17 protein-coding genes and 1 pseudogene are annotated in these 19,230 nt (G+C 40.6%); 7 read left to right on the top strand and 11 right to left on the bottom strand.

From position 1 onward, the window contains the following. Positions 1-37: 37 nt before the first annotated feature. Entirely contained in the window at positions 38-334 is a 297-nt protein-coding gene (locus tag VB733_RS27535; protein ID WP_416336350.1) for a hypothetical protein, read from the top strand. Positions 335-345: 11 nt separating this feature from the next. On the opposite strand, the gene VB733_RS25660 is transcribed toward VB733_RS27535, so the two are convergent. From VB733_RS25660 to VB733_RS25625, 8 genes and pseudogenes are all read right to left on the bottom strand, one after another. Further along, entirely contained in the window at positions 346-3,777 is a 3,432-nt protein-coding gene (locus VB733_RS25660; protein ID WP_323342882.1) for an SNF2-related protein, read from the bottom strand. Positions 3,778-3,805: 28 nt separating this feature from the next. After that, positions 3,806-4,096, bottom strand: a complete 291-nt coding sequence (locus VB733_RS25655) for a type II toxin-antitoxin system RelE/ParE family toxin (RefSeq protein WP_323342881.1) — start codon at positions 4,094-4,096, stop codon at positions 3,806-3,808. Continuing rightward, complete coding sequence (locus VB733_RS25650; RefSeq protein WP_323342880.1) at positions 4,084-4,431, bottom strand: hypothetical protein; 348 nt, start codon at positions 4,429-4,431, stop codon at positions 4,084-4,086. The genes VB733_RS25655 and VB733_RS25650 overlap by 13 nt, the downstream gene beginning before the upstream one ends. Positions 4,432-4,485: 54 nt before the next feature. After that, entirely contained in the window at positions 4,486-5,190 is a 705-nt protein-coding gene (locus VB733_RS25645; protein WP_323342879.1) for a Uma2 family endonuclease, read from the bottom strand. Positions 5,191-5,479: 289 nt separating this feature from the next. Continuing rightward, positions 5,480-8,362 (bottom strand): DUF1156 domain-containing protein, encoded by a 2,883-nt coding sequence (locus VB733_RS25640; RefSeq protein WP_323342878.1) that lies wholly within the window; start codon positions 8,360-8,362, stop codon positions 5,480-5,482. Between the two features lie 289 nt (positions 8,363-8,651). Continuing rightward, positions 8,652-9,101, bottom strand: a pseudogene (locus VB733_RS25635) (REP-associated tyrosine transposase). A 32-nt stretch (positions 9,102-9,133) separates the two neighbouring features. After that, complete coding sequence (locus VB733_RS25630; protein WP_323342876.1) at positions 9,134-9,712, bottom strand: nuclease; 579 nt, start codon at positions 9,710-9,712, stop codon at positions 9,134-9,136. A 32-nt stretch (positions 9,713-9,744) separates the two neighbouring features. Next, positions 9,745-10,956 (bottom strand): ImmA/IrrE family metallo-endopeptidase, encoded by a 1,212-nt coding sequence (locus VB733_RS25625; RefSeq protein ID WP_323342875.1) that lies wholly within the window; start codon positions 10,954-10,956, stop codon positions 9,745-9,747. Positions 10,957-11,108: 152 nt separating this feature from the next. Here VB733_RS25625 and VB733_RS25620 point away from each other — a divergent pair, with 152 nt between their 5' ends. From VB733_RS25620 to VB733_RS25595, 6 genes are all read left to right on the top strand, one after another. Beyond that, on the top strand, positions 11,109-11,297 hold the full coding sequence (locus VB733_RS25620; RefSeq protein ID WP_323342874.1) for a hypothetical protein: 189 nt from the start codon (positions 11,109-11,111) through the stop codon (positions 11,295-11,297). 99 nt (positions 11,298-11,396) lie between these two features. Next, positions 11,397-11,675, top strand: coding sequence for a multiubiquitin domain-containing protein (locus VB733_RS25615; RefSeq protein WP_323342873.1), 279 nt, complete (start codon positions 11,397-11,399; stop codon positions 11,673-11,675). A gap of 9 nt (positions 11,676-11,684) precedes the next feature. Beyond that, positions 11,685-12,065, top strand: coding sequence for an E2/UBC family protein (locus VB733_RS25610; protein ID WP_323342884.1), 381 nt, complete (start codon positions 11,685-11,687; stop codon positions 12,063-12,065). After that, entirely contained in the window at positions 12,062-13,513 is a 1,452-nt protein-coding gene (locus VB733_RS25605) for a ThiF family adenylyltransferase (RefSeq protein WP_323342872.1), read from the top strand. Before VB733_RS25610 ends, VB733_RS25605 begins: the two co-directional genes overlap by 4 nt. Before the next feature lie 106 nt (positions 13,514-13,619). Beyond that, positions 13,620-13,973, top strand: a complete 354-nt coding sequence (locus VB733_RS25600) for a hypothetical protein (protein WP_323342871.1) — start codon at positions 13,620-13,622, stop codon at positions 13,971-13,973. 130 nt (positions 13,974-14,103) lie between these two features. Continuing rightward, the gene (locus tag VB733_RS25595; protein ID WP_323342870.1) at positions 14,104-14,346 is read left to right on the top strand and encodes a hypothetical protein; all 243 of its coding nucleotides are present in this window, start codon (positions 14,104-14,106) and stop codon (positions 14,344-14,346) included. A gap of 85 nt (positions 14,347-14,431) precedes the next feature. Here VB733_RS25595 and VB733_RS25590 read toward each other — a convergent pair whose 3' ends face one another. The 3 genes from VB733_RS25590 to VB733_RS25580 form a co-directional block, all read right to left on the bottom strand. Then, positions 14,432-14,860, bottom strand: a complete 429-nt coding sequence (locus VB733_RS25590) for a hypothetical protein (protein ID WP_323342869.1) — start codon at positions 14,858-14,860, stop codon at positions 14,432-14,434. Between the two features lie 2 nt (positions 14,861-14,862). Next, positions 14,863-18,096: an ATP-binding protein gene (locus VB733_RS25585; RefSeq protein ID WP_323342868.1), complete on the bottom strand. Its 3,234-nt coding sequence runs from the start codon at positions 18,094-18,096 to the stop codon at positions 14,863-14,865. A 295-nt stretch (positions 18,097-18,391) separates the two neighbouring features. Next, positions 18,392-19,230, bottom strand: an 839-nt coding sequence (locus VB733_RS25580) for a site-specific integrase (protein WP_323342867.1), incomplete at its 5' end; no start/stop codon positions are given.

Here is a 19,230-nt window from a genome sequence, read left to right as displayed (position 1 = left end):
CAGTTTTCCTGATTGGTTCAATTTCGGGACAAGTAAGTTGGCTGCTCATAAGGCTATTGGAAATAGCGTTCCACCTTTGCTTGCTTGTGCGATCGCATATCAGGTATGGGCGCATTTGGAAGAAAATATTAGCTGTATCACCGAAGAGGAGAGCCATATCACAAACGCTGACTTTTCGGTTTGCAAACATTCTCCAATAGTAAATATTATTTGTCCGTTTCAGTATCAGTTGGGAAGGGAAAATGTCAAAATTTGGCATAGGTGGAAATACCCGTTGCCGATATTCTCTGGGATAACCTTACAAACTTGTAACAGGGCGCCGCCAAAATCATGAGATTTTTTTACCTAGCTTTTTATAACTTCTGTTGTTGAAATATTGAGTATTTCTTCAAATAAGGGGTCGCCGAAAGTCATCAATCGTAGCGAAGACATTTCATCAAATACATCTGGGTAAAATGTGATGGTGTAATTTTGAGCTTTATGAACAAGCTCCCAAATACGATGCCTTTGGCAACCAACCCTGCGGGAACCGCAAAGCGGAACGAAGATGGTATCGCCTGTTTTTTGAAAACTAATACCATGCATACGCAATAATACGGAATTAGTAAATAGCTGCTCGATGCTTTCTGGTGTAAATGGTGTTGGGTATACTGGTTTGCGAGTTTCGGCGATGTCTGCATCTAAATCCATAGAAATCATATCTTCCACTGCTAAACGTAGTGGAGGTGCGTCTAATACTGAATCAAATTCAGACATTAAAACATCCTCTTCTTCTGGGTCAGCACTCATCACGGCTTGTTCGATGAAGGTGGGAACTTGGGCTAAGATGGGTTGCAAATTGCCGACGACTGTGGCAAATGCATTGATGCGATCGCGCAGTTTTCGATACACTTTTGCTTCTACGGTGCCATCGTAGTAAAAGTTATGAATTCTCACGGTTGGATATCTTTGTCCGATGCGATCGATTCTACCAATTCGTTGTTCGACACGCATGGGATTCCACGGCATATCGTAGTTAATTAATACACCGCAATTTTGTAAGTTTAACCCTTCGCTGGCAGATTCGGTACATAGGAGAATTTTGATTTCTTCTTCCCGAAAGCGGCGTTTAATTTCTTCTTTGGGGACGATACACCATTCTCCGTTTGTGTATAGTTCGCCACCGCGCCCTGAATAGCAGGCGACTTGGTTGCCGAAGGTATTGCGTAATGTATCCCGCAAATAGTCCATTGTATCGGTATATTGGGTAAAGGCGATCGCGGTTTCTCTTTCGATTAATTCTTGGCGAAGTATGGTAATAAATTGGGAAAGTTTGGTATCTTCACCTGTATTGTCAAATTGTCGTAATAAATCTTCCAAATATTGAATTTCTTGAGGGTCTACTTCTTCTTTAATAGTTTGTAGGTAGGATTCCATCCCGGTAATTACAGCCTCATCTGCATCGTCTAAATCGGCTAAATCATCGTTACTCAAAACGCTTCCCTGTTGGGTTAAAAGAAAATCTAAGCGGCGTTGCAGAGATGATTTGATGGCGTAGAATGAACTTGTTAAACGTTTGCGATATAGGGTCATTAAGAAACCCAAACAGGAGCGTTGGTCTTTTTGTGCTAGTCGGTAAAAATGACGCACGTAATCGCTAACTGCTTGATATAGCACTACTTCCCGTTGTGGTTCGAGTGCGATCGCATTATCCTGTACAATTCGCATGGGAATATCTTTTTCTAGCAGTCCCCGACGATAATATTGACGTAGAGTATCGCGGGTATGACGAAACATTAGGTCTTTGAGGGGAGTGTTTGCTGTCAGATATTGACGGGAAGTGTTGATAAAATTATCGTCAGCTAATAATTGTTTATGGTTACTAATTTTTCTACCTTGCTGCCAAGTATCGCGTAATTTATATGCCCCAATTCTGTCTTTTTTCTGTAAATATTCTTCTAGCAACGAGCAAGGTTTTCCACCACGTTGAAAATAATCGCTGGACATGATTTGCCAAAAGTTGAGAGTTTCTTGTTTTGGATTTGCTTGTAATGATTCAAAGTAGTTGCAGAAATTATCACCATAACTCCAATGTCCTTCCAATCCTAATAAGTGTAATAAATCAAATATTTCGATCGCATCGATTTGCATGGGGGTAGCGGAGAGAAGAACTAAAGATTTAGTTTTTTCTTTGAGCTGCTCCATTAATTCTAATAGGCGATTTGGTGTTTCTTTGCGATTTTGGGGACTTTTTCGTCGTGCGTGATGTGCTTCGTCGAGAATAACTAAATCCCAAGGCTCTGCTGACAGTAATTGTTCAATTCTTTCGGTTCTCCGCACTAAATGGGAAGATGCAAGAATTAAGTTTTGAGTATTCCAGGGATTATTCGTATCTGCGGGAATGGTATTTTTGTAAGGGTCTTTAAAATCGACCGATGTGTAACTCCAAAAATGTAAGTTAAATTTCTCGCGTAATTCTTCCTGCCATTGGGGTTGGACACTTGCAGGAGCGAGGATTAAAACTCGTTTGACTTGTTTTGATAATATTAAATATCGTAAAATTAAACCCGTTTCGATTGTCTTTCCTAAGCCAACTTCATCTGCAATGAGAAAACTTTGGGGAAATTTTTCGGCAACACGACGCAGAATTTTGATTTGATGTATCCAGGGATTAATAGGGATTGATTTTAAACAGAAGTCCAAACAACCTGGGTGTTGGTGAATATTTACTAATTGTTGGAATTGCTCTAATTCTGCTCTTAATTCTTCTGTGGAACAGGCATCTTGCCTGTTATCATTTATGTTATTTTTACCAGGGAGCAAGACTTCGGCGTGAGCGCTCAGTCGAACGCTGCTCCCACTACCATCATTAATTGTTTCTGTAATTATTTCTGTAGTGCGGGCATCTTGCCCGCTACTATTAATTAAATCTTGCCCGCTACTATTAATTAAACCTTGCCCACTACTATTAATTAAACCTTGCCCACTATCATTATTTCCTGTTCCTTCTCCCTGAATTGAGAGGGTTAGGGTGGGGTCAATTGGTCGCGTATCAAATTCCGTTTGCGAATTCCATATTGGCTTAGAAGCTGGTGCATATCTCAGCAACTTTTTCTGTACGGCTTCGGGTACTTCAAAAACTCGTACATTGGGAGATATATCGTACCATAACTGCTCAAATCTAGAAATTTCTTCTTGAACTCTATCTAGTTCTCTTCCACCTTCCCAAGAGCAATAAACGTGGAATGATTCGACATTTCTTTCCCAACCACCAATAGACTCATTATTGGAACCATTAAAAGCTAATTGGTCGCCATTTGTATCTGTAAATATACCAACTTTCTCGTGAAAAATATGTTGAGGGTCGAGTTGTTTGGTGCTGTCTTCTGGTAAACCGTTATCTTTAAGTGGAATTGCTATTTTAATATCTAAATAATTATTTTGAATTAACCAACTTAGAATCTCAAAGTGTTTGAGTTGGGCAAAATTTTCTGGTGGGTTTAAGTCAGCATCAAGACGGGTTATTAGTGTATCGCGGAGGGAATAACCCTGTTGAATTGCTTCTAAATCTTGGGGGCTAAATTGACAACCCATAATTAATCGCATTTTACCCCCAGAATGGAGCATTGCACCCAAACCACGAGCTACCTTGCTGAGAATTGCACTGTTGAAAAAACCGGCTTTGCGATCGTACTGGATGGCGCATTCTAATGCGGGAATGTAGAAGTCTGCAATGGTGTTGTGGGTGTTGCTGGTGTAGCTAATTTTCCAGGGATATTCGCGTAATAATTTGGGCATATTATACGGTTATTTAGATAAGAATCCACTAGCGAGGTCTATTTTCTCGTCCGTGGTAGACGCGCAAAATAATCACGTCATCTTCAAGGATAACGTAGTGAATAATGTAACCGTATTTACCAAAGGATACTAAAAATTTCCGTAAACCTGCTATTTCATCTAAAATTGCACCCCGACGGGGATTTTGCTGTAAACTCTCACCCGAAGAAACTATTGTTTGTATTGCCTGTGCTGCGGCATCGGGACTATTAATTTTGATAAAATCATAATGGCGGTTTAAGTCATCAATGGCAGTTTCAGTCCAAACTATCTGGGACATGGCTGTTCTTCGTCTGTTCCTAAAGTTTCAGCCCATTCACGTACAACATTATGTGCAACTCCAGAACCTTTGCGACGATAAGCTTCAAGGGCTAATTTACTTTGTTGAACCATTTCGGTTTCTGTGAGAGGCTGAAAATCTAGATTTGCCTCAATCTCACCAAATTCAAGTGATTCTTCTATAGTTTGCGTAGGTTGATTGGTTAGTAGCTGCTCAAAATCTTCTAAGTTCCCGGATGAACTAGTTAGCCATGCTAAAAGGAGAGTTTTTACTTGTTCGGGTGGTAATACTTCAACATACTCTGATATTTTCTGTCTGATATTGCTTGCTGTCATAGTTTTTGTAAATTTTACTTACATATATCTCATTTTAACTAATTATTAAACGATTTAAAGTGTATTTGGGTCGATTCCTTGTTGCTGCAATTTGGCTAAAATTTCTTGCAGTTGTTGTTGAGTTTGTTGTAATTGTTCCTGTTGGGTTAGAACTATTTCTTCTGGTGTCTGGTATCTATCACCATTTTCGTTATACCAAAATAACCATTCTCTTGTTCTTCCTTGAAAGGTTCCTTGTTCTCTTCCAATACCTAAACCTATTTCTGGCATCCAAATTTTATTGCCAGGTTGTAAAATATATTCACCGTTAACTAAGCGATAAACTTCCAATCTTTGGCGTTTGCGACGTAGGCGTGTTGGTGCATAAATTACGTAATATAATATTCCTAATTCGGCATAATCTGTTTTCTTTTGTTCGTATTCGCCGTTATATGTTTGGGAAACAATTTCTATAGCTAAAATCGGGGGAATATTATCTTCTTCCCAAAGTACATAACTGGAACGTCCATTTTCTCCGACAAATCTTTCCACACCCAAACTCAAAAATCCATCGGGTACAATAGCATCTTTATTGGGTTCATAATAAACTCCCATATTTATGCCAAAATACCAATTATCACGGTTTTGCCAAATTGCTGACAAAATCGCTAAAAGTAAGTTGGGTATGAGTATTTGTAGTTCGCTATCCACTGGTTTGTCGTCAGAATCTGGTAGTTCTGCGGAAGATGGTAGGCAATGTAGGGGATTGTATTGATACATTATCATAGCCCTCGAGCGAAGGGTGTGATTATATTTTAGTATTTATATTTCGTAGTGGGAGCATCTTGCTCGCTGCTGTTGTGAAAATAAGATATTTCTTCCTGCTGTTGTGAAATTTATATTATCTAAATAAAATTTATGAATTCAAACGTGGGCAAGATGATAAATCTAAACGCGGGCAAGATGCCCGCACTACAATTAATTATTGTCAATTACCAAATATAATTTTTGGATGCAAACGCGGGCAAGATGCCCGCACTACGGGGAATGTATCACAAATATATATTAATTAAAATAAGCTCAATTGTCCCCCTTCATCTAATGGGATTTCAATCTGTTTGTAAGATACCTTGGCTTTAATTTCATCCATCGATAACCACAAGTCTAATAAATATTTCTCTTCCAAAATCCGCTTTTTCTCATCACCAATTCGGGGTATTACTTTTAATGCGACTTCAAAGCTACGCATAAATAAATCGTTACTAACTAATCCCGTACTTTTCATAAATCTTCGCACGGGTTCGATGTTTCCTTCTTCTTCGTAGATGGCAATTATTGCATGAAGTCCATCGACTAAAAAGCGGGCGGAAAATTCGGTATCAATTACGGAGAAAGCGCGTTTTTTCAGTCTTTGTTGGGGGGTGAGGAGTTTGCAGAAACCGCTTCCGGAGTCGAGTAATTTGTGTTTTTTGACTAAATCGGAAACGTCAAAACCACCCACTGCTAATGCTAATTGTCTAGCTTCGTCGAAGGGAAATTCTCGCGCTTCAAATGTGTCCCACGCAAGGATGTACCATTGGGTTAAGGGGTCGATGCCGTTAAAGTCTTTGCCTTCTAAGAGGTTTTGCAGTCGGTATGCAACTATAGCTTGACGCACTTCTTCAAATGCGGCTTTGGGTTCGACTTGATTACCTGCGCTGTCGAGAATGGAACTATGTTTGGTAAAGACGCTTAATGCACTACCGTAGGCGGTTAAGCATAAATCGATACCGGGGGGTTTGATGCGACGGCGCGGATCGGCTACTCTGTCAGCAGCAGGACGGGAATCTGCGGTTAAGGATTTTTCGATTTCTGGGGCTTTTTCAAAGACGATATTTCGCACGTCGATGCGGACATCATCCCACCAAGCTTGGGCGGCGTTGGGGTCGCGTTTGCGGCATACTAAAAGGACGGTGCTGGATACGGCGTTTTTCTGCGCTTGGTGCAAGTTTTGCGGGTTTTCGGTGCTGACTGCCCAAGATGCGGTAATCTCGAATCCTGCATCGATGAGGGATTTGGCGAGGACATCCCATGCACCGGAGTCTTTGTGGTTAAATTGTACTGTCATTACGCCGTCGTCGCGGAGGACACGGTGGTATTCTGAGAATGCCATTGCCATTTTGGCTTCGTAGTCTTGGTTGGCAAGTTCTTCGGGGGATACTCCCATGTTGCGGAAGCGGGATGGATTGGCGACGGCTTCGCGGTCTTTGTCGGTGAGTTCGAGGTAGAATAATTCGGGGAAGATGTCGCCGAGGGTGCGTTTTAGCCAAACGTAGAAAAAGTCTGATAATTCGGCGTATTGAATTGTGGAATAATAAGGAGGGTCTGTGATAACTGCGTCTACGGAATTATCGGGGATGTGGGTTAAATTATCGGCGGATGCTGATTCGATTTGGATGGATTTTGGGTCGTGTTGTTCGATTCCTGGGATGCCTGTTGAACTTGGTTTTGTAAGTAAAGTTGAACAAAGCTTATAATAATCATCTGCACAATCAGAACAAGATGTCCATAATCTCCAAGTTCCACTAGATTCAGGATAGCTCCAAAATAAATTCAAAGAATGTTGAGCACTTGCAGGTTGAACTTTTAAAGCACTTCCATCCCAATGAGTTAATCTAGAATTTTTATCAACGCATCTATCTAATACTAATGCTAAATAAGTTATAATTGCCTGTGCTTTATCCCATTCATACTCAACTTGAATTAGTGCTTTTGCTTCGTTAGTAATTTCTGCATAAGTTACAAGTGTTAAAAGCTGGCGAGAGTTAAAACAATTATCATATCTCCGTAAACCATATTCATAATTACGTGGAGAATCATGCAAACCTGTACTCGTTGACTCACAGGGAATTAGATTCACAGTACTGACATCAGAATATTTATCTTTTAAAGAAGCTTCTGCCTTATAAAAACTATCAAAATCAATTTTCTCAGGCAATCTGAATTTTAACCCTGAACTACCGTCTTTATACGCAACCGCAAATATTTGATACCCAAAATTATTGGTTGATGAGTACCCTTTAATTGCTTCTTCTTCAATCACACTATTACAGTTAGGGCATTTACCAACTCCTCGACTAAGAGTAATTGTAGTAGCTGGATCATAGTCTTCGCCGTCTACTTGAATCGTCGTCCCCTTCCCCTTTTTCCCCTTAACCAATTCAAAATCAACCCGCTTATTTTCAGGATTAGGAATTGGCTTTAGCGCATACCAATCACTTGTAACTTTCCTTGCTTGTCCTTTTCCCGCATAATTGCTAGTCCTACTCAACCACCAATTTGGACTCAAAGGAACAACCGACTCACAACTAGGACAAACAACCGTATGTGCCCATAAATAATTTTGCACAGTTTCCCCAGGCAAACAAGGGAAAAACTCAGCCAACCTTTTCTCAGCCTCATCCCCAACCCACTTCACCCATTTATCAATATCCTGCTGCAAATCGGGACCAAACTTCAACGGATATTCCATCGCAGCTTTCATCGTCACCACCGCAACCGGATTCAAATCCGAAGCCAACACATTTAACCCATACCTCGCAGCCTCAAAAGGTATACTACCACCACCCGCAAAGGCATCCAACACAGTCGGTGTGCGAGTTCCCCAAACGCGATCGCAATAATCATGCACCTTCTTAATTCTTACCGAACTGGGAGGTGTTTTATACAACTTAACCTCCTTCCCCGGTTCCAACCCCAACAAATACTCAAATTCCGCGATCGTCACATCTGCTGGTAGCAACGAAGCCAAAACCGAAGCGCGACTAAATGATAATGGTTTACGTGAATACCAGCGATGCAACCCCTTAAACGGATTTCCCCCATGCTCGTAATATACCTGCTCGTTCAGCAGTTGCACGGGCATCCGTTTCTCGATGAATAGTTCGGGACGTTTGGGGGTGGGGTTGGACATGGGCGCGGGAGATTGGTAATTTTAGGTCATGTATATTGTAGTGCGATTGTTTATATTCACAAATGTTGGTGTTTTTTGTAAACATGGGTGTTTTGGAATAAAAACAAGCATTTTTCAGATAAAAGCGAGCAAGGTTTGATTTCAAACGCGGGCAAGATGCCCGCACTACAGAATTGGGTGTATGGTAGGAATAATTTTAAGCTTGCGCTAGGTAAGTCGTTCGCGTTTAGGAATCGTATCCTGTAGTGGGAGCATCTTGCTCCCTGCTGTTATCGAAAATCAAAATGAATCAAAATGTTTCCCATAGAAAAGGGTATTCTTCAGGTGTTTTTGATAAACCGGCTTTCACGGGATTTTGCCTAATATATTCCCATTTATTATTAAATTATTCTTCACTTCTCATCATTTCATCATATCTACCATCTTGCCAAACTTTCCCAATATGTAACATCACTTGAGGAATTTGTTTTGAACTATAACTTTTAATGCTGTGTAAAATACTCCCTATTGACCAATATTCTGTTTCTGATTTTGGGAAAGGTTGAATCAAAAGATGTACATGGTCTACCATGATAACTGCGGCAAAAAGTTCATATCTTTGCCCATGAAAAAACTTGCAAGCATCCAATACCAATTGTCTTGAATCTTGATTTAGTTCTAGCCTTTCCCAAGTTACAAATGTAATAAAGTATTTGCCTTTTGGTTTTTCTAATTGTGGTAATTGTTGTTTAAACCGCATTTTTAATGATAAAACTGGTTTTATCAGCTAAATTATCGATTGAGATAAGTCGAAATACCATTTTCGTAGGACAAGGGGGAACGATAGCCCTCATCCACCATTTGTCTATGAATAGCATCCGCAAGAGACAAACAGAGAATTTTGTTTTTAACGGCTTTGACAAGAATCCCTAAAGTGCCTGTTATGCTTATACTCTGCTCTTTGGCAAACTTCCTGGCAGCACCATCATCAGAAGCAAAAACCCAGCCACGGTTGCGAGCGATCGCCATTGCTTCTGACTCTCCTGCGCCAAACCTTTGACTATATTCTAGGTTTAGCCGTAACTCAACAGCATCATCATTGGGGTTCACCTCGTCTGAAGGCGATCGCAACCAACCATCATCTAAAGCTTGATTAATTTGCTCCAGTTTAGTTCGGTTTTTTGAACTAGCAGACGTGGAAGCGCTGTTAATTCCTGCTTGAATTTCGCGTTGAACAGCCTTACCAACAAAGGCTCTACACGGGTAGAGCCTTTGGAGGACATCGAAAACCTCTGCAAGAGCAAAATTACTCAGTACAGTGTTATCAAAAATTATTGGCGATGCCTCTGGTTCTGTACTTTTTGAGTTCACTCTTTTTTCCGTTCAATCTTCACACCAAATAGTTAAGCGTTCTCAATATCGCTTAAAAGTTCTAACTCGGAATTGACACCTAAATTAATAGGAATGTCTCTTGAATTTAATTGCTCTTTTGCTTCTTCCAGGGTTATTTCTAACAGTTCAGCTAATTTACCTAAGCTGATAAAGCCTAATCGGTATGCTTCAAAGTTCATATCTATATACTCATTAGGAAAGTGATTGATTTTTTCCAAGCGAGGAACAGAGCGACCAATTTGAGCAAGTAGTTGTTGAGGTTTTTCTTTTTCCAGTTTTTTGACAACATTTTTGTCAATTAATTCAATTCTCTTATCCCCTAAGCGGTAGAGCATTGCTTTATAGCTAACCCCAAAATCTAAAGCTAAATTCATTACAATTTGAGCAGTAATTTCTCCATTTGTTTCTTCTAAATAGTTAGTTAACATGGGAACTATTGCTTCTTCTGGCATGAGAAAATTAGCAGCAAACCATTGAGAAAAATATTCTTCTGGTTGGCGATAATTGCCGCTAGGGTCACAGGTAATACCTTTTTGCTGACGATGAATCAAATTATGACAATACTCATGTGCCAACACAAAATTCAGCATGTTAGCGGAGGAATCTCTCAAATTTCTTTTGACCAGCACAAAAGAACCAAGGGAAGGAGAAAATATAAAACATCCTCCTAATTTGGGTGTTGCCAAATCCCATGCCATTACCCTGACACCTTGGGTTTCCAAAATTCCCCACATATCTCTAATAGGGCTGGAAATAGGAATCCCTAATCGGGCACGCTCTTGTGTTGCCATCCACTTAGCTGCTGCTGGAGTCGCCTTAAATACGTTATACAGAGGTTCTGTTGAGTAGGGCTTGGGAACACGATTTAGCTGCCGAGCTAATTCGCCAAAATTACGATGAAACTGACGGAATCGCTCAATTTGCTCTTTATCTGGCGAAATATCAACTGCTTGGTTCGCGCTAAAAAGAACTTGAGTTGGGTCATCCTCCTCAAAATTACTTGTCTCTACCGCTCCAGAAACTTCATCAAAAAAAAACAGAATACTCTTGCCAACTAAACGGGAGAAACGTTCAAGTTCCAGACTGTCTACCTTGCGTTTGCCACTCTCTATTAAAGACACAGCAGAACGCGGCATATCAAGATGCTGTGCTACGACATCTTGAGACAGCGAAGCTTCCTCCCTAGCAACGCGAATCCGGCGACCTAGTTCTGCGTAATCCATCTCCTTGCGACCTACACTTTGTTTGATTATCGAACATATAATTCCATTCTAAAGCAATTTAACCATAAAATAATTCATTTTGTTGTTAGATTTTAAAACACTATGTTAGTATAAAGTTGAACCTGTTCGATAATCTAACAAAAAGGAGATTTATGGCTGACGAACTTAAGAAATCGGGCGAAATAGCGAAAAAGTCGGGTCAATACGAGATTACGGGGCCCCGTGGTGGTGGAACTGGAGAGGAGCGTACTGTTACCAAAGGCGAACCTCTGCCCCCAACTCCACAAGCAGGTCAGCGTTACAAGCTGGTTGACCCAACTAAACACAAACGCTCTAATTAGTTCGTTTTTCAAACAACTTACCGATGGGGAGTGCAATATCTGCTACTCCCTAGAACTTTAATTTCAAAACCGCAAGTAAATTCATAAAGGATTCCCAATATGCAGATTGAATCTAGGCACGATACTGAACTACTGGCAAAAAAGCCAAAAACCATTACCGTTACTGTCAACGAACGCCCCATAACCTTTACCAAGCATAAAGTTACAGGTTTAGAAATTAAACAAACTGCTATTCAACAAGGTCTTGCAATACAAGAAGATTTCGTACTCTTCGAGGTCAAAGGTAATTCGCCCCTCAAGCAAATTGGAGATTGCGAAACCATTGCCCTGCACGAGGGTCAAAAGTTCTGTGCCACTGCACCCGATGACAACTCATAGGAGGTGAAGATGACACCAGAAGTTGAAAGAGCGATCTCACAAATCGAACAAACCTTTTCCGGGCATCTGGTCAAAGTGGAAGCTGAAGCACAGGGGGGAGCATACGTTATTGTCCATGATTTATTTCTTGGTAAACAGTACGTTCCTTCTTCTTCCTGGGTCGGTTTCACTATTTCCTATGCCTACCCCCACGCCGATGTTTACCCTCATTATCTGGATGCAGAGTTACGCCGGGTCGATGGCTTAGTTCAGGGTGCTGGGTTGTCTGTTGCTACTTGGCAAAATAGACAGGTAATCCAAGTATCGCGGCGTTCAAATCGATGGAATGCCGCCATTGACACGGCTGCAACCAAGTTATGCAAAGTATTGGAGTGGCTAAGAAGTCGATGAAAGAACCGATAGAAGTCAGAATAGACGCACCGGAGTATGAAAAGCTTTTCAATTACTTATTTCCTGGTGATGGAGATGAACATGGTGCTGTTATTGTCGCTGGAATTGTTGAAAGCGATCGCGGAACACGATTGTTAGCAAGAAAAGTAATTCTGGCAAGGGATGGAATTGATTATGTCCCCGGTCAACGCGGATATCGCGCTTTAACAGCAAAGTTTGTTGCAGAAGTCTCTAATTACTGTGCCAGGGAAAATCTCTGCTATCTTGCCGTTCACTGTCATGGTGGTAAAGATAAAGTTAGCTTTTCCGCAGATGATATTGCATCCCACGAGCGAGGATATCCAGCATTGTTAGATATCACTCGTGGTGGTCCGGTTGGAGCATTGGTGTTTGCCAAAAATGCAGTAGCTGGAGACATTTGGACTCCTTCTGGTCGGTATCAACTTGATCGCATGACTATTATTGGTGCTAATATTCGTCAACTCTACCCTTCCCCAAGGAAGCGATCGCCGATTGCAAATCCCCTTTATGACCGCCACTCGCGTTTGTTTGGCGATGTTGGGCAAGAAATTTTCTCTAATTTGAAGGTGGGAATTATCGGGCTTGGTGGGGGAGGTTCCCTAATCAACGAATGGTTGTCCCGTTTGGGAGTCGGACATATTGTTGCGATCGACTTTGACCGAGTTGAATTAACTAATCTTCCTCGGGTAGTTGGTACTAAATCTTGGGAAGGGATGAGTTGGTTAACTCAATCTAATATCCCTTGGTTAAAAAAGTTGGGTCTGCGCTTATCTCCCTACAAAGTCCATGTTGCCCGACGAGTTGCCAAGCAAGCGAATCCGTTCATCCGCTATGATGCGATCATTGGCAATATCGCTGATGAACAAACAGCAAAATTGCTTGTAGATGCTGATTTTATATTCCTAGCAGCTGACTCCATGCAAAGTCGCCTAGTCTTCAATGCTCTGGTACACCAGTATTTAATTCCTGGCATACAAATAGGTGCTAAAGTTCCCGTCGATAAGCAAACCAAGCAAGTTGGTGATATTTTTACTGCAACTCGTCCCGTACTTCCCCATGCCTATGGTGGTTGCTTGCACTGCCACGAATTAATCCCACCAGGTAGGTTACAACAAGAGACTTTGAGCTTAGAAGAAAAGCGAAATCAGCAATACGTTGAGGATGATAGTATTGCTCAACCTAGCGTCATTACGCTTAATGTAAAATCAGCTGAACCAGCCGTAAATATTTTTATGATGATGTTCGCAGGATTACACAAGCCAGAAGCCAAACTATACCACCAAATCGAGTTTGTACGAGAACACCGTATCGAACAGGTAGAACCGCGTGCAAACAAAGATTGTTTGGACTGTAGCAACAGCGATCGCAGTCGTCGGGGGAGAGGTGATCGTGTTCGTTTACCTTGCCGAATGGCAAAAGTAACTTAATAGTGGCTCGTGCTTTATACAACAATTACTGTCAGTATAGTTGTTTATACGTCTAAATAACTGTTTCCCCAACAAAATTGAGTATATATTATGTGGATAATAATCTATGCCTGATGTCTATTTGCCCCTTCCGTATACTCCAAGAAACCCAAATAAAGAACCGCGTGTTCTCTTTTTGCTTGGTAGTATATATAACGATTTGGTACTTGGTGAAGAATATGAATTGAGAAGCGCAGTAGGTATTTTTGCAAATACTTATTTTACCGTGATGGTAACTGGCTTCTATCAAGGACTAGCTCTAGTGCAGTGTCCAATCTACGATGTTCTAAATCGAGCAATCGAAAATTTCTTCTCGTTACATAATCAACGAGATTACACAAAACTTTCTCAAGAGGAGTATTACCTTCTTTATCCAGAAGAACGTCTATTAATTCCCGGCAGATTTATCGGCATGGAATAATAACATTTAGCACAAAATTATTAGTTTTTAAAATTGGCTTACGGAGATGCGATTAATCGCATCTCTACTAGAAATTTTAGGTTTCACTGGACAGTATTAATTCGTACTTACATTTGATAAGGAGTGATTTATGAAGTTTCAAGGAGCAGTTATCAAAGAACAAGGGCTAACATTTGCCGTGGTTACCGTCAAACAGAGTGTTGTAGATATTAAAACTCAAACTGATAAAGCTTTACAGGCATTTCAACCTATATTTCCTGGAATACCTGTTGTACTCATGGCTCAAAATTCTAGAGGAATTCCTACTTATTACGTATATCCCAATTTATGGCAAATCTTTCTATTCAATGTGTGCCTTGGAAAGAATACATAATAGATTGAGGTTAGTTAGTAGAAAATACTAATTTGGCTTTGTAAAGTATTGAAAATATCAATTATTCAAATCATAGGAGTTAATTTTAATCCCCCAAAAGAACGCGAATAGCTCTCAAAGCTTGACTGCGTTTCCCGTTACTAATTTTCGCAAACCAATAATGGGATTCTTCATTACTCATGGCAATAATTCCCTTAGTAATATTCGCAATGCGTTCGGGTTTAGAAAGTGGCTGCAAAGTCTGAAATAACAACGCCAAATTAGTACCCGATTCCTCATCTAAAATATAAGCACTTTGGCGATTATGACTGAGTGTTTTAGGGTCATAATTATTCGCTTTCAAACAATCATAAATCGCCTGTTTTACCTGCACCAAAGCATTACCCTTTAAACGTCCAATCCGCTTGGCAGAAGGACGCTTTTTCTCACCAGCTTTTCTATAAGCACACTGATATAATTCCAGGGCAAAGTTGTTATTATCTGTACCCAGCACACGCAGTTGAAACTCTTGCATTTTCAGTAAGTTACTTTTACCAATAAATTTAACCTCTCAACCGGATTACGATTTAGGGCACTTTTGATATTACTGATTTCTGAGCCGTTTGGTTCAATTGGTGAAGAAAATTTAAATTCCAACTTCAATGACACATCTGCTTTCACATCGTTTGTGTTGAGTAAAGCGTTAACAGCAGCTTGGAAGCTTTGAAACCCCTTTAAAGCACCTTGGTACTCCAATCTAAGGAACTGTTCCCCCGTGCTAATTGTCGCGGTTTGGTCGATTTGGAGGGGGAGTTTCGCAAATAGTACCAAAGCAGTCATTAGCTTGCGGTAGTCCATTACTTGGGAAACCGAGATTTCCAGCGATCGCACGGACTGTACCTTATAATCGAGAATGCGATCGCTCAGTTCGTTAAATACCCTTTCTAAGCTACCATCTAAGTTAAATTCCTCTGGTTTGGCTTGAAATATAGATAAATCATTCCAAGAATCATCTGTTTTTTCTTTTCCGTTGGGTGTACGGGATGTGTCATGACCATAAGTTAAAATACTTGCTTGAGTTTCCTTCTCGACAACTTCACCATTCCCATAATCAGCAACAATTTTAAAATTAGTGGTGCTATTAATTGCGACTTCATGCTCGTCGCTGGGGCGAAATTCTCCTGTGATTAAATTACCATCTTGGTATAATTTAATAGTCAAAGCACCCGTCGCTTTCCACCGTATGCGTACAGGTTTTAAAGCATCCGTACTTGGCATTACTTGAGATGCAAGTTCAATTTCTCGCGGTTTTGGTAGTTGCAGAATACCGCGACGATAAAGCACCATCCTGTCAGAAAATTCTATAGTGTCAGGAAGGGTAAATTTCCCATCATCGCTTTTAATAAATACCTTCTCACCCACTTTCATATCCCATTGTCCCGTTTGCAAACCCTGACGGATGGTATCCCGTAATTTAGAAACATCAGCATCGAGGAGAATATTTAAACCCAAATCTTTGGCAAAAGCTTCGCGTAAATTCTTGGTTGTCCAATGGTCTAAACCAGCGAGCCAAACTTTTTGTAAAATATAGGCTGGTGCGTAAGGCGCTGCATCTTCAGAACGAATTTTTTGACAATCTTTGAGGGCTTTTAATATTACTTCCTGCTGATTACTTTTACCTTTTATTTCGCTGGCATCTTGAACAGGTAAAGTGTAATGCATTAACCCTTTTGGGGCTTTCACCGGGTCATTTGCGGGGTAAAATAAATGACGGTAGGCATTAGTTAAAGAAATACGAACACTTAAATCCAACTCACCTTTTTTCTGTTTGAGTTGTTGTTGCTGATTTTCAGATAAATCCTGCAAGCGATTTTGAGAACTGAGAATATTAATCACCGCTCTATGCTCACGAGCAATATCGATCGCTCGATCCAATTCTTGCTTATTTGCCACTAAAAATAATAAGCGATTGCGATAAGTGCGAAACTTACCCGACTCACCCGTATTATTAAAAATGCGCTCGATAATCTCAGGAGGTGCTTCGGTTGTGGTGGTGATTGTTGCTTCCTGAAAATCAATTAAACACAAAGCAATATTATCGGCAGTATCATCCACATCTGCGGCAGAATCAGGAGCGGAGATTCTTTTAAAATATTTATCTGCAAATATACCGTCGCGGCGACTTCGTAAGTCTTCCTTCGCTTCCGAGATGCCAATCTGCGCCTTTTCTTCAGAGATAATTTTATTAATTGATGGTTCTTCTTTAAACCTAGCAGTCGAAGTTATGACATCATTTTCTAAATACCAAGCAACTGTTGATAATCTTTCCAAAGCTGTATCTACAAAACCAATTTCTAACCCTGGAGTTAACAGCGATAAATTCAATTCTGCTCGTCTAATTCCAGCAACAATTCCTTGATTTATAGAATGTAAAAATATTGTTCTGGCAACCCAAGTTGAAAAAGTCGGTTTCCCTGCTGCCGTCCATTCTCCATCTTGTAGCTGTGCGTGGGCTTCCCTTCCATCCGCATTATAAATATCTGCACTAATAGGTATTCGCATCAACGGACGTTGCAAACGTGAAGTTAAATCGCTGGTAATTTCTTCTTCGATACCAAGGGGAATATGGTGGGGGTGAATTAGGGGTATCCAATGTTTTGTATCGCTCCACAAATGACGAATCACCCTCGCAAATAGCCTTAACGCTCCCCTAGTTCTTTGAAAATCGGGAATCGAGGCAATTTTTTTTGTTAGTAAGTTGAATAATTCTGGATGAAAAGGATAACTTTGTTCGATACTTTCGCTGTAACGTGCATCCTTACATCCATCGGGTAAGTTAATTCGACTGGCTTTATAAACTTGTAAATATTCTTTTGCGGCACTTTCTGCCGCAGTTGTGTCAATAGTATTAAATAATCTTTGTTTAACAATATTATAAATTTCAATATCCGTACTCGGTTTTAATACCCTTTCCTGTCTTGCTGATGCTGAAATTGCCTCGCGGATATCAGTAGTTTCTTCGCCAAAACTATCACTTGAAGAAGCCAAAGTATAAACAAATACTAAATTACTGCAAGCTGCGGCTAAATCCATTAAGGAGAATAAAAAAGCTACAACCTGTTCAGCTAAATCGCTATTTGCCACCTTCGTGGCTTTTGCTGCACGTAAATGTCTGGCAATTTCATCCAGGATAATTACTGTTGGTTCCTGTTGAATTATCCTTTCTAAAACCACCGTACCAGGACTAACACGCTGTTCATCCGAACCTTTGAGCAAACTATAACCTGCAACACCAGCAATTTGATAAGCAATTTCACCCCAAAGTGTGTAAGTTGTAATACCACTATCGGCATGATACACCCCATTAACCGGGTCTAAATCTTGACAGGCGATCGCAGCTACTTGAATTGGAGTATGGGGAATCAAATTCAAATCAGCAAATCGTTCCAATCCCGATATACCCCGTCCATTTCTGGCAATATGCCACAGTGCAATCTCATCGTGGGTTTTACCACCACCAAAGCTGGTTTCCAGACGAATAATTGGGGAACCCACAGATACACCAACTAACCGTCCAAACACCTCCGAAATTAGAGTTTTTAACCCATCCGTCGCAAAGGTATTGGCAAAAAATCTTGTTGCGTCTTGGTAAACATGGGGTGCTTTCCCCTCCACAACCAAGCGTAGTTTCGCGGCAAATAAATCCAGGGAAAGCTCTCCGGCTAATATTTCTTCTCTGGGAACGCAGGTTTTAAATATAGTAGGTAGCATATTAAGTGTAAATAACAGGGGCAGCCGTCGGCAGTTAAGTGTAACAGACCGTCGTTTCTAAACAGACATTGTAGCTACTGTAATTACTTGCCAACTTAATTTCTGATACTTTAATGTGTTTATATACTGAATTTGTTTAGTAGTAAATATTGTTTTATTTGGATATATGAGTCTTGGCTTTTGAGTCGTTTATAGTTGATTAATCGCATATTCCCAATAGCTATTATCCTTATGTAAAGAGCAATTTACCACATTAGCGATAGGGATAATGTCATCTTCCTAATCCTAAAACTACCTAAAACTCCGGCACAAATAATTCTTTTCTTGCCCCTGCATAATGCTCGTAAATCATCTTGGCACTTGTACCCACTAACTTAGCAATATCCTTTGCATCCAACATCCTCATTCCCCCATCCGGCATCAATATTGGTGTTTCCAATGCTGCGGTAATGAAGGTATGTCGAGTTTGATACAAATTACGGTATTCAATATTACTATCTAATCTTTTCAATACTGAATTCCATGCCCTGTTGTTGAGATTATGGGTATCCATCCATCCTCCTTTTGGCGCTGGGAACACTTTGTCTTCCCCAGTCACACCTTCGGGCTTAATAGACTGTAACAAGCTTGCTAGCTTCTGATTTATGGGGAAAGACCGTTTTTTCTGCGTTTTCAACCCCTTTTTACAAACCAAGCCATTTTCTGACTCCACCACAGCCTGCTCAAAGCGAATTGTCCGAAAATCATCTGTGATATGTTTCCACTGCAAAGCCACCGCTTCTGATGGTCTACAGCCAGTCATGAAGAGGAATTCAATGAAAGAAGCATAGTATGTGTAATGACGGTCATTTTTAAACTCTTGGATGATGCGATCGCGTTCTTCCAAAGAAAAAGGATTGATATCCGTCTCCTCCGACTCACCTTTGGGAACCCTAATATCCGCAGCCATACCCACAAAAGGATTATTCGTAATTAGTTGAGATTTGACAGCCCAATCGCAACAGGCTTTGATTTGCGTCAATATTCGCTTTGCCGAATTAGCCGTTTTATTCGCAACCAACCAATCCCTAACTGCAACTGCATCCTCAACCGATTTTTTCGGCAACTGCAAATTCAGACAACGGTCAACTTTCT

This window comes from Calothrix sp. UHCC 0171 (assembly GCF_034931845.1).
Taxonomy (GTDB): Bacteria; Cyanobacteriota; Cyanobacteriia; order Cyanobacteriales; family Nostocaceae; genus Brunnivagina.
This window is presented reverse-complemented; position numbering and strand designations above follow the sequence as displayed.

What these genes read in the sequence shown, in the direction of transcription:
- VB733_RS25660 (WP_323342882.1), bottom strand. Translation starts at nt 3,777, where the DNA reads ATGCCCAAATTATTACGCGAATATCCCTGGAAAATTAGCTACACCAGC.
- VB733_RS25655 (WP_323342881.1), bottom strand. Translation starts at nt 4,096, where the DNA reads ATGTCCCAGATAGTTTGGACTGAAACTGCCATTGATGACTTAAACCGC.
- VB733_RS25650 (WP_323342880.1), bottom strand. Translation starts at nt 4,431, where the DNA reads ATGACAGCAAGCAATATCAGACAGAAAATATCAGAGTATGTTGAAGTA.
- VB733_RS25645 (WP_323342879.1), bottom strand. Translation starts at nt 5,190, where the DNA reads ATGTATCAATACAATCCCCTACATTGCCTACCATCTTCCGCAGAACTA.
- VB733_RS25640 (WP_323342878.1), bottom strand. Translation starts at nt 8,362, where the DNA reads ATGTCCAACCCCACCCCCAAACGTCCCGAACTATTCATCGAGAAACGG.
- VB733_RS25625 (WP_323342875.1), bottom strand. Translation starts at nt 10,956, where the DNA reads ATGGATTACGCAGAACTAGGTCGCCGGATTCGCGTTGCTAGGGAGGAA.
- VB733_RS25620 (WP_323342874.1), top strand. Translation starts at nt 11,109, where the DNA reads ATGGCTGACGAACTTAAGAAATCGGGCGAAATAGCGAAAAAGTCGGGT.
- VB733_RS25615 (WP_323342873.1), top strand. Translation starts at nt 11,397, where the DNA reads ATGCAGATTGAATCTAGGCACGATACTGAACTACTGGCAAAAAAGCCA.
- VB733_RS25610 (WP_323342884.1), top strand. Translation starts at nt 11,685, where the DNA reads ATGACACCAGAAGTTGAAAGAGCGATCTCACAAATCGAACAAACCTTT.
- VB733_RS25605 (WP_323342872.1), top strand. Translation starts at nt 12,062, where the DNA reads ATGAAAGAACCGATAGAAGTCAGAATAGACGCACCGGAGTATGAAAAG.
- VB733_RS25600 (WP_323342871.1), top strand. Translation starts at nt 13,620, where the DNA reads ATGCCTGATGTCTATTTGCCCCTTCCGTATACTCCAAGAAACCCAAAT.
- VB733_RS25595 (WP_323342870.1), top strand. Translation starts at nt 14,104, where the DNA reads ATGAAGTTTCAAGGAGCAGTTATCAAAGAACAAGGGCTAACATTTGCC.
- VB733_RS25590 (WP_323342869.1), bottom strand. Translation starts at nt 14,860, where the DNA reads ATGCAAGAGTTTCAACTGCGTGTGCTGGGTACAGATAATAACAACTTT.
- VB733_RS25585 (WP_323342868.1), bottom strand. Translation starts at nt 18,096, where the DNA reads ATGCTACCTACTATATTTAAAACCTGCGTTCCCAGAGAAGAAATATTA.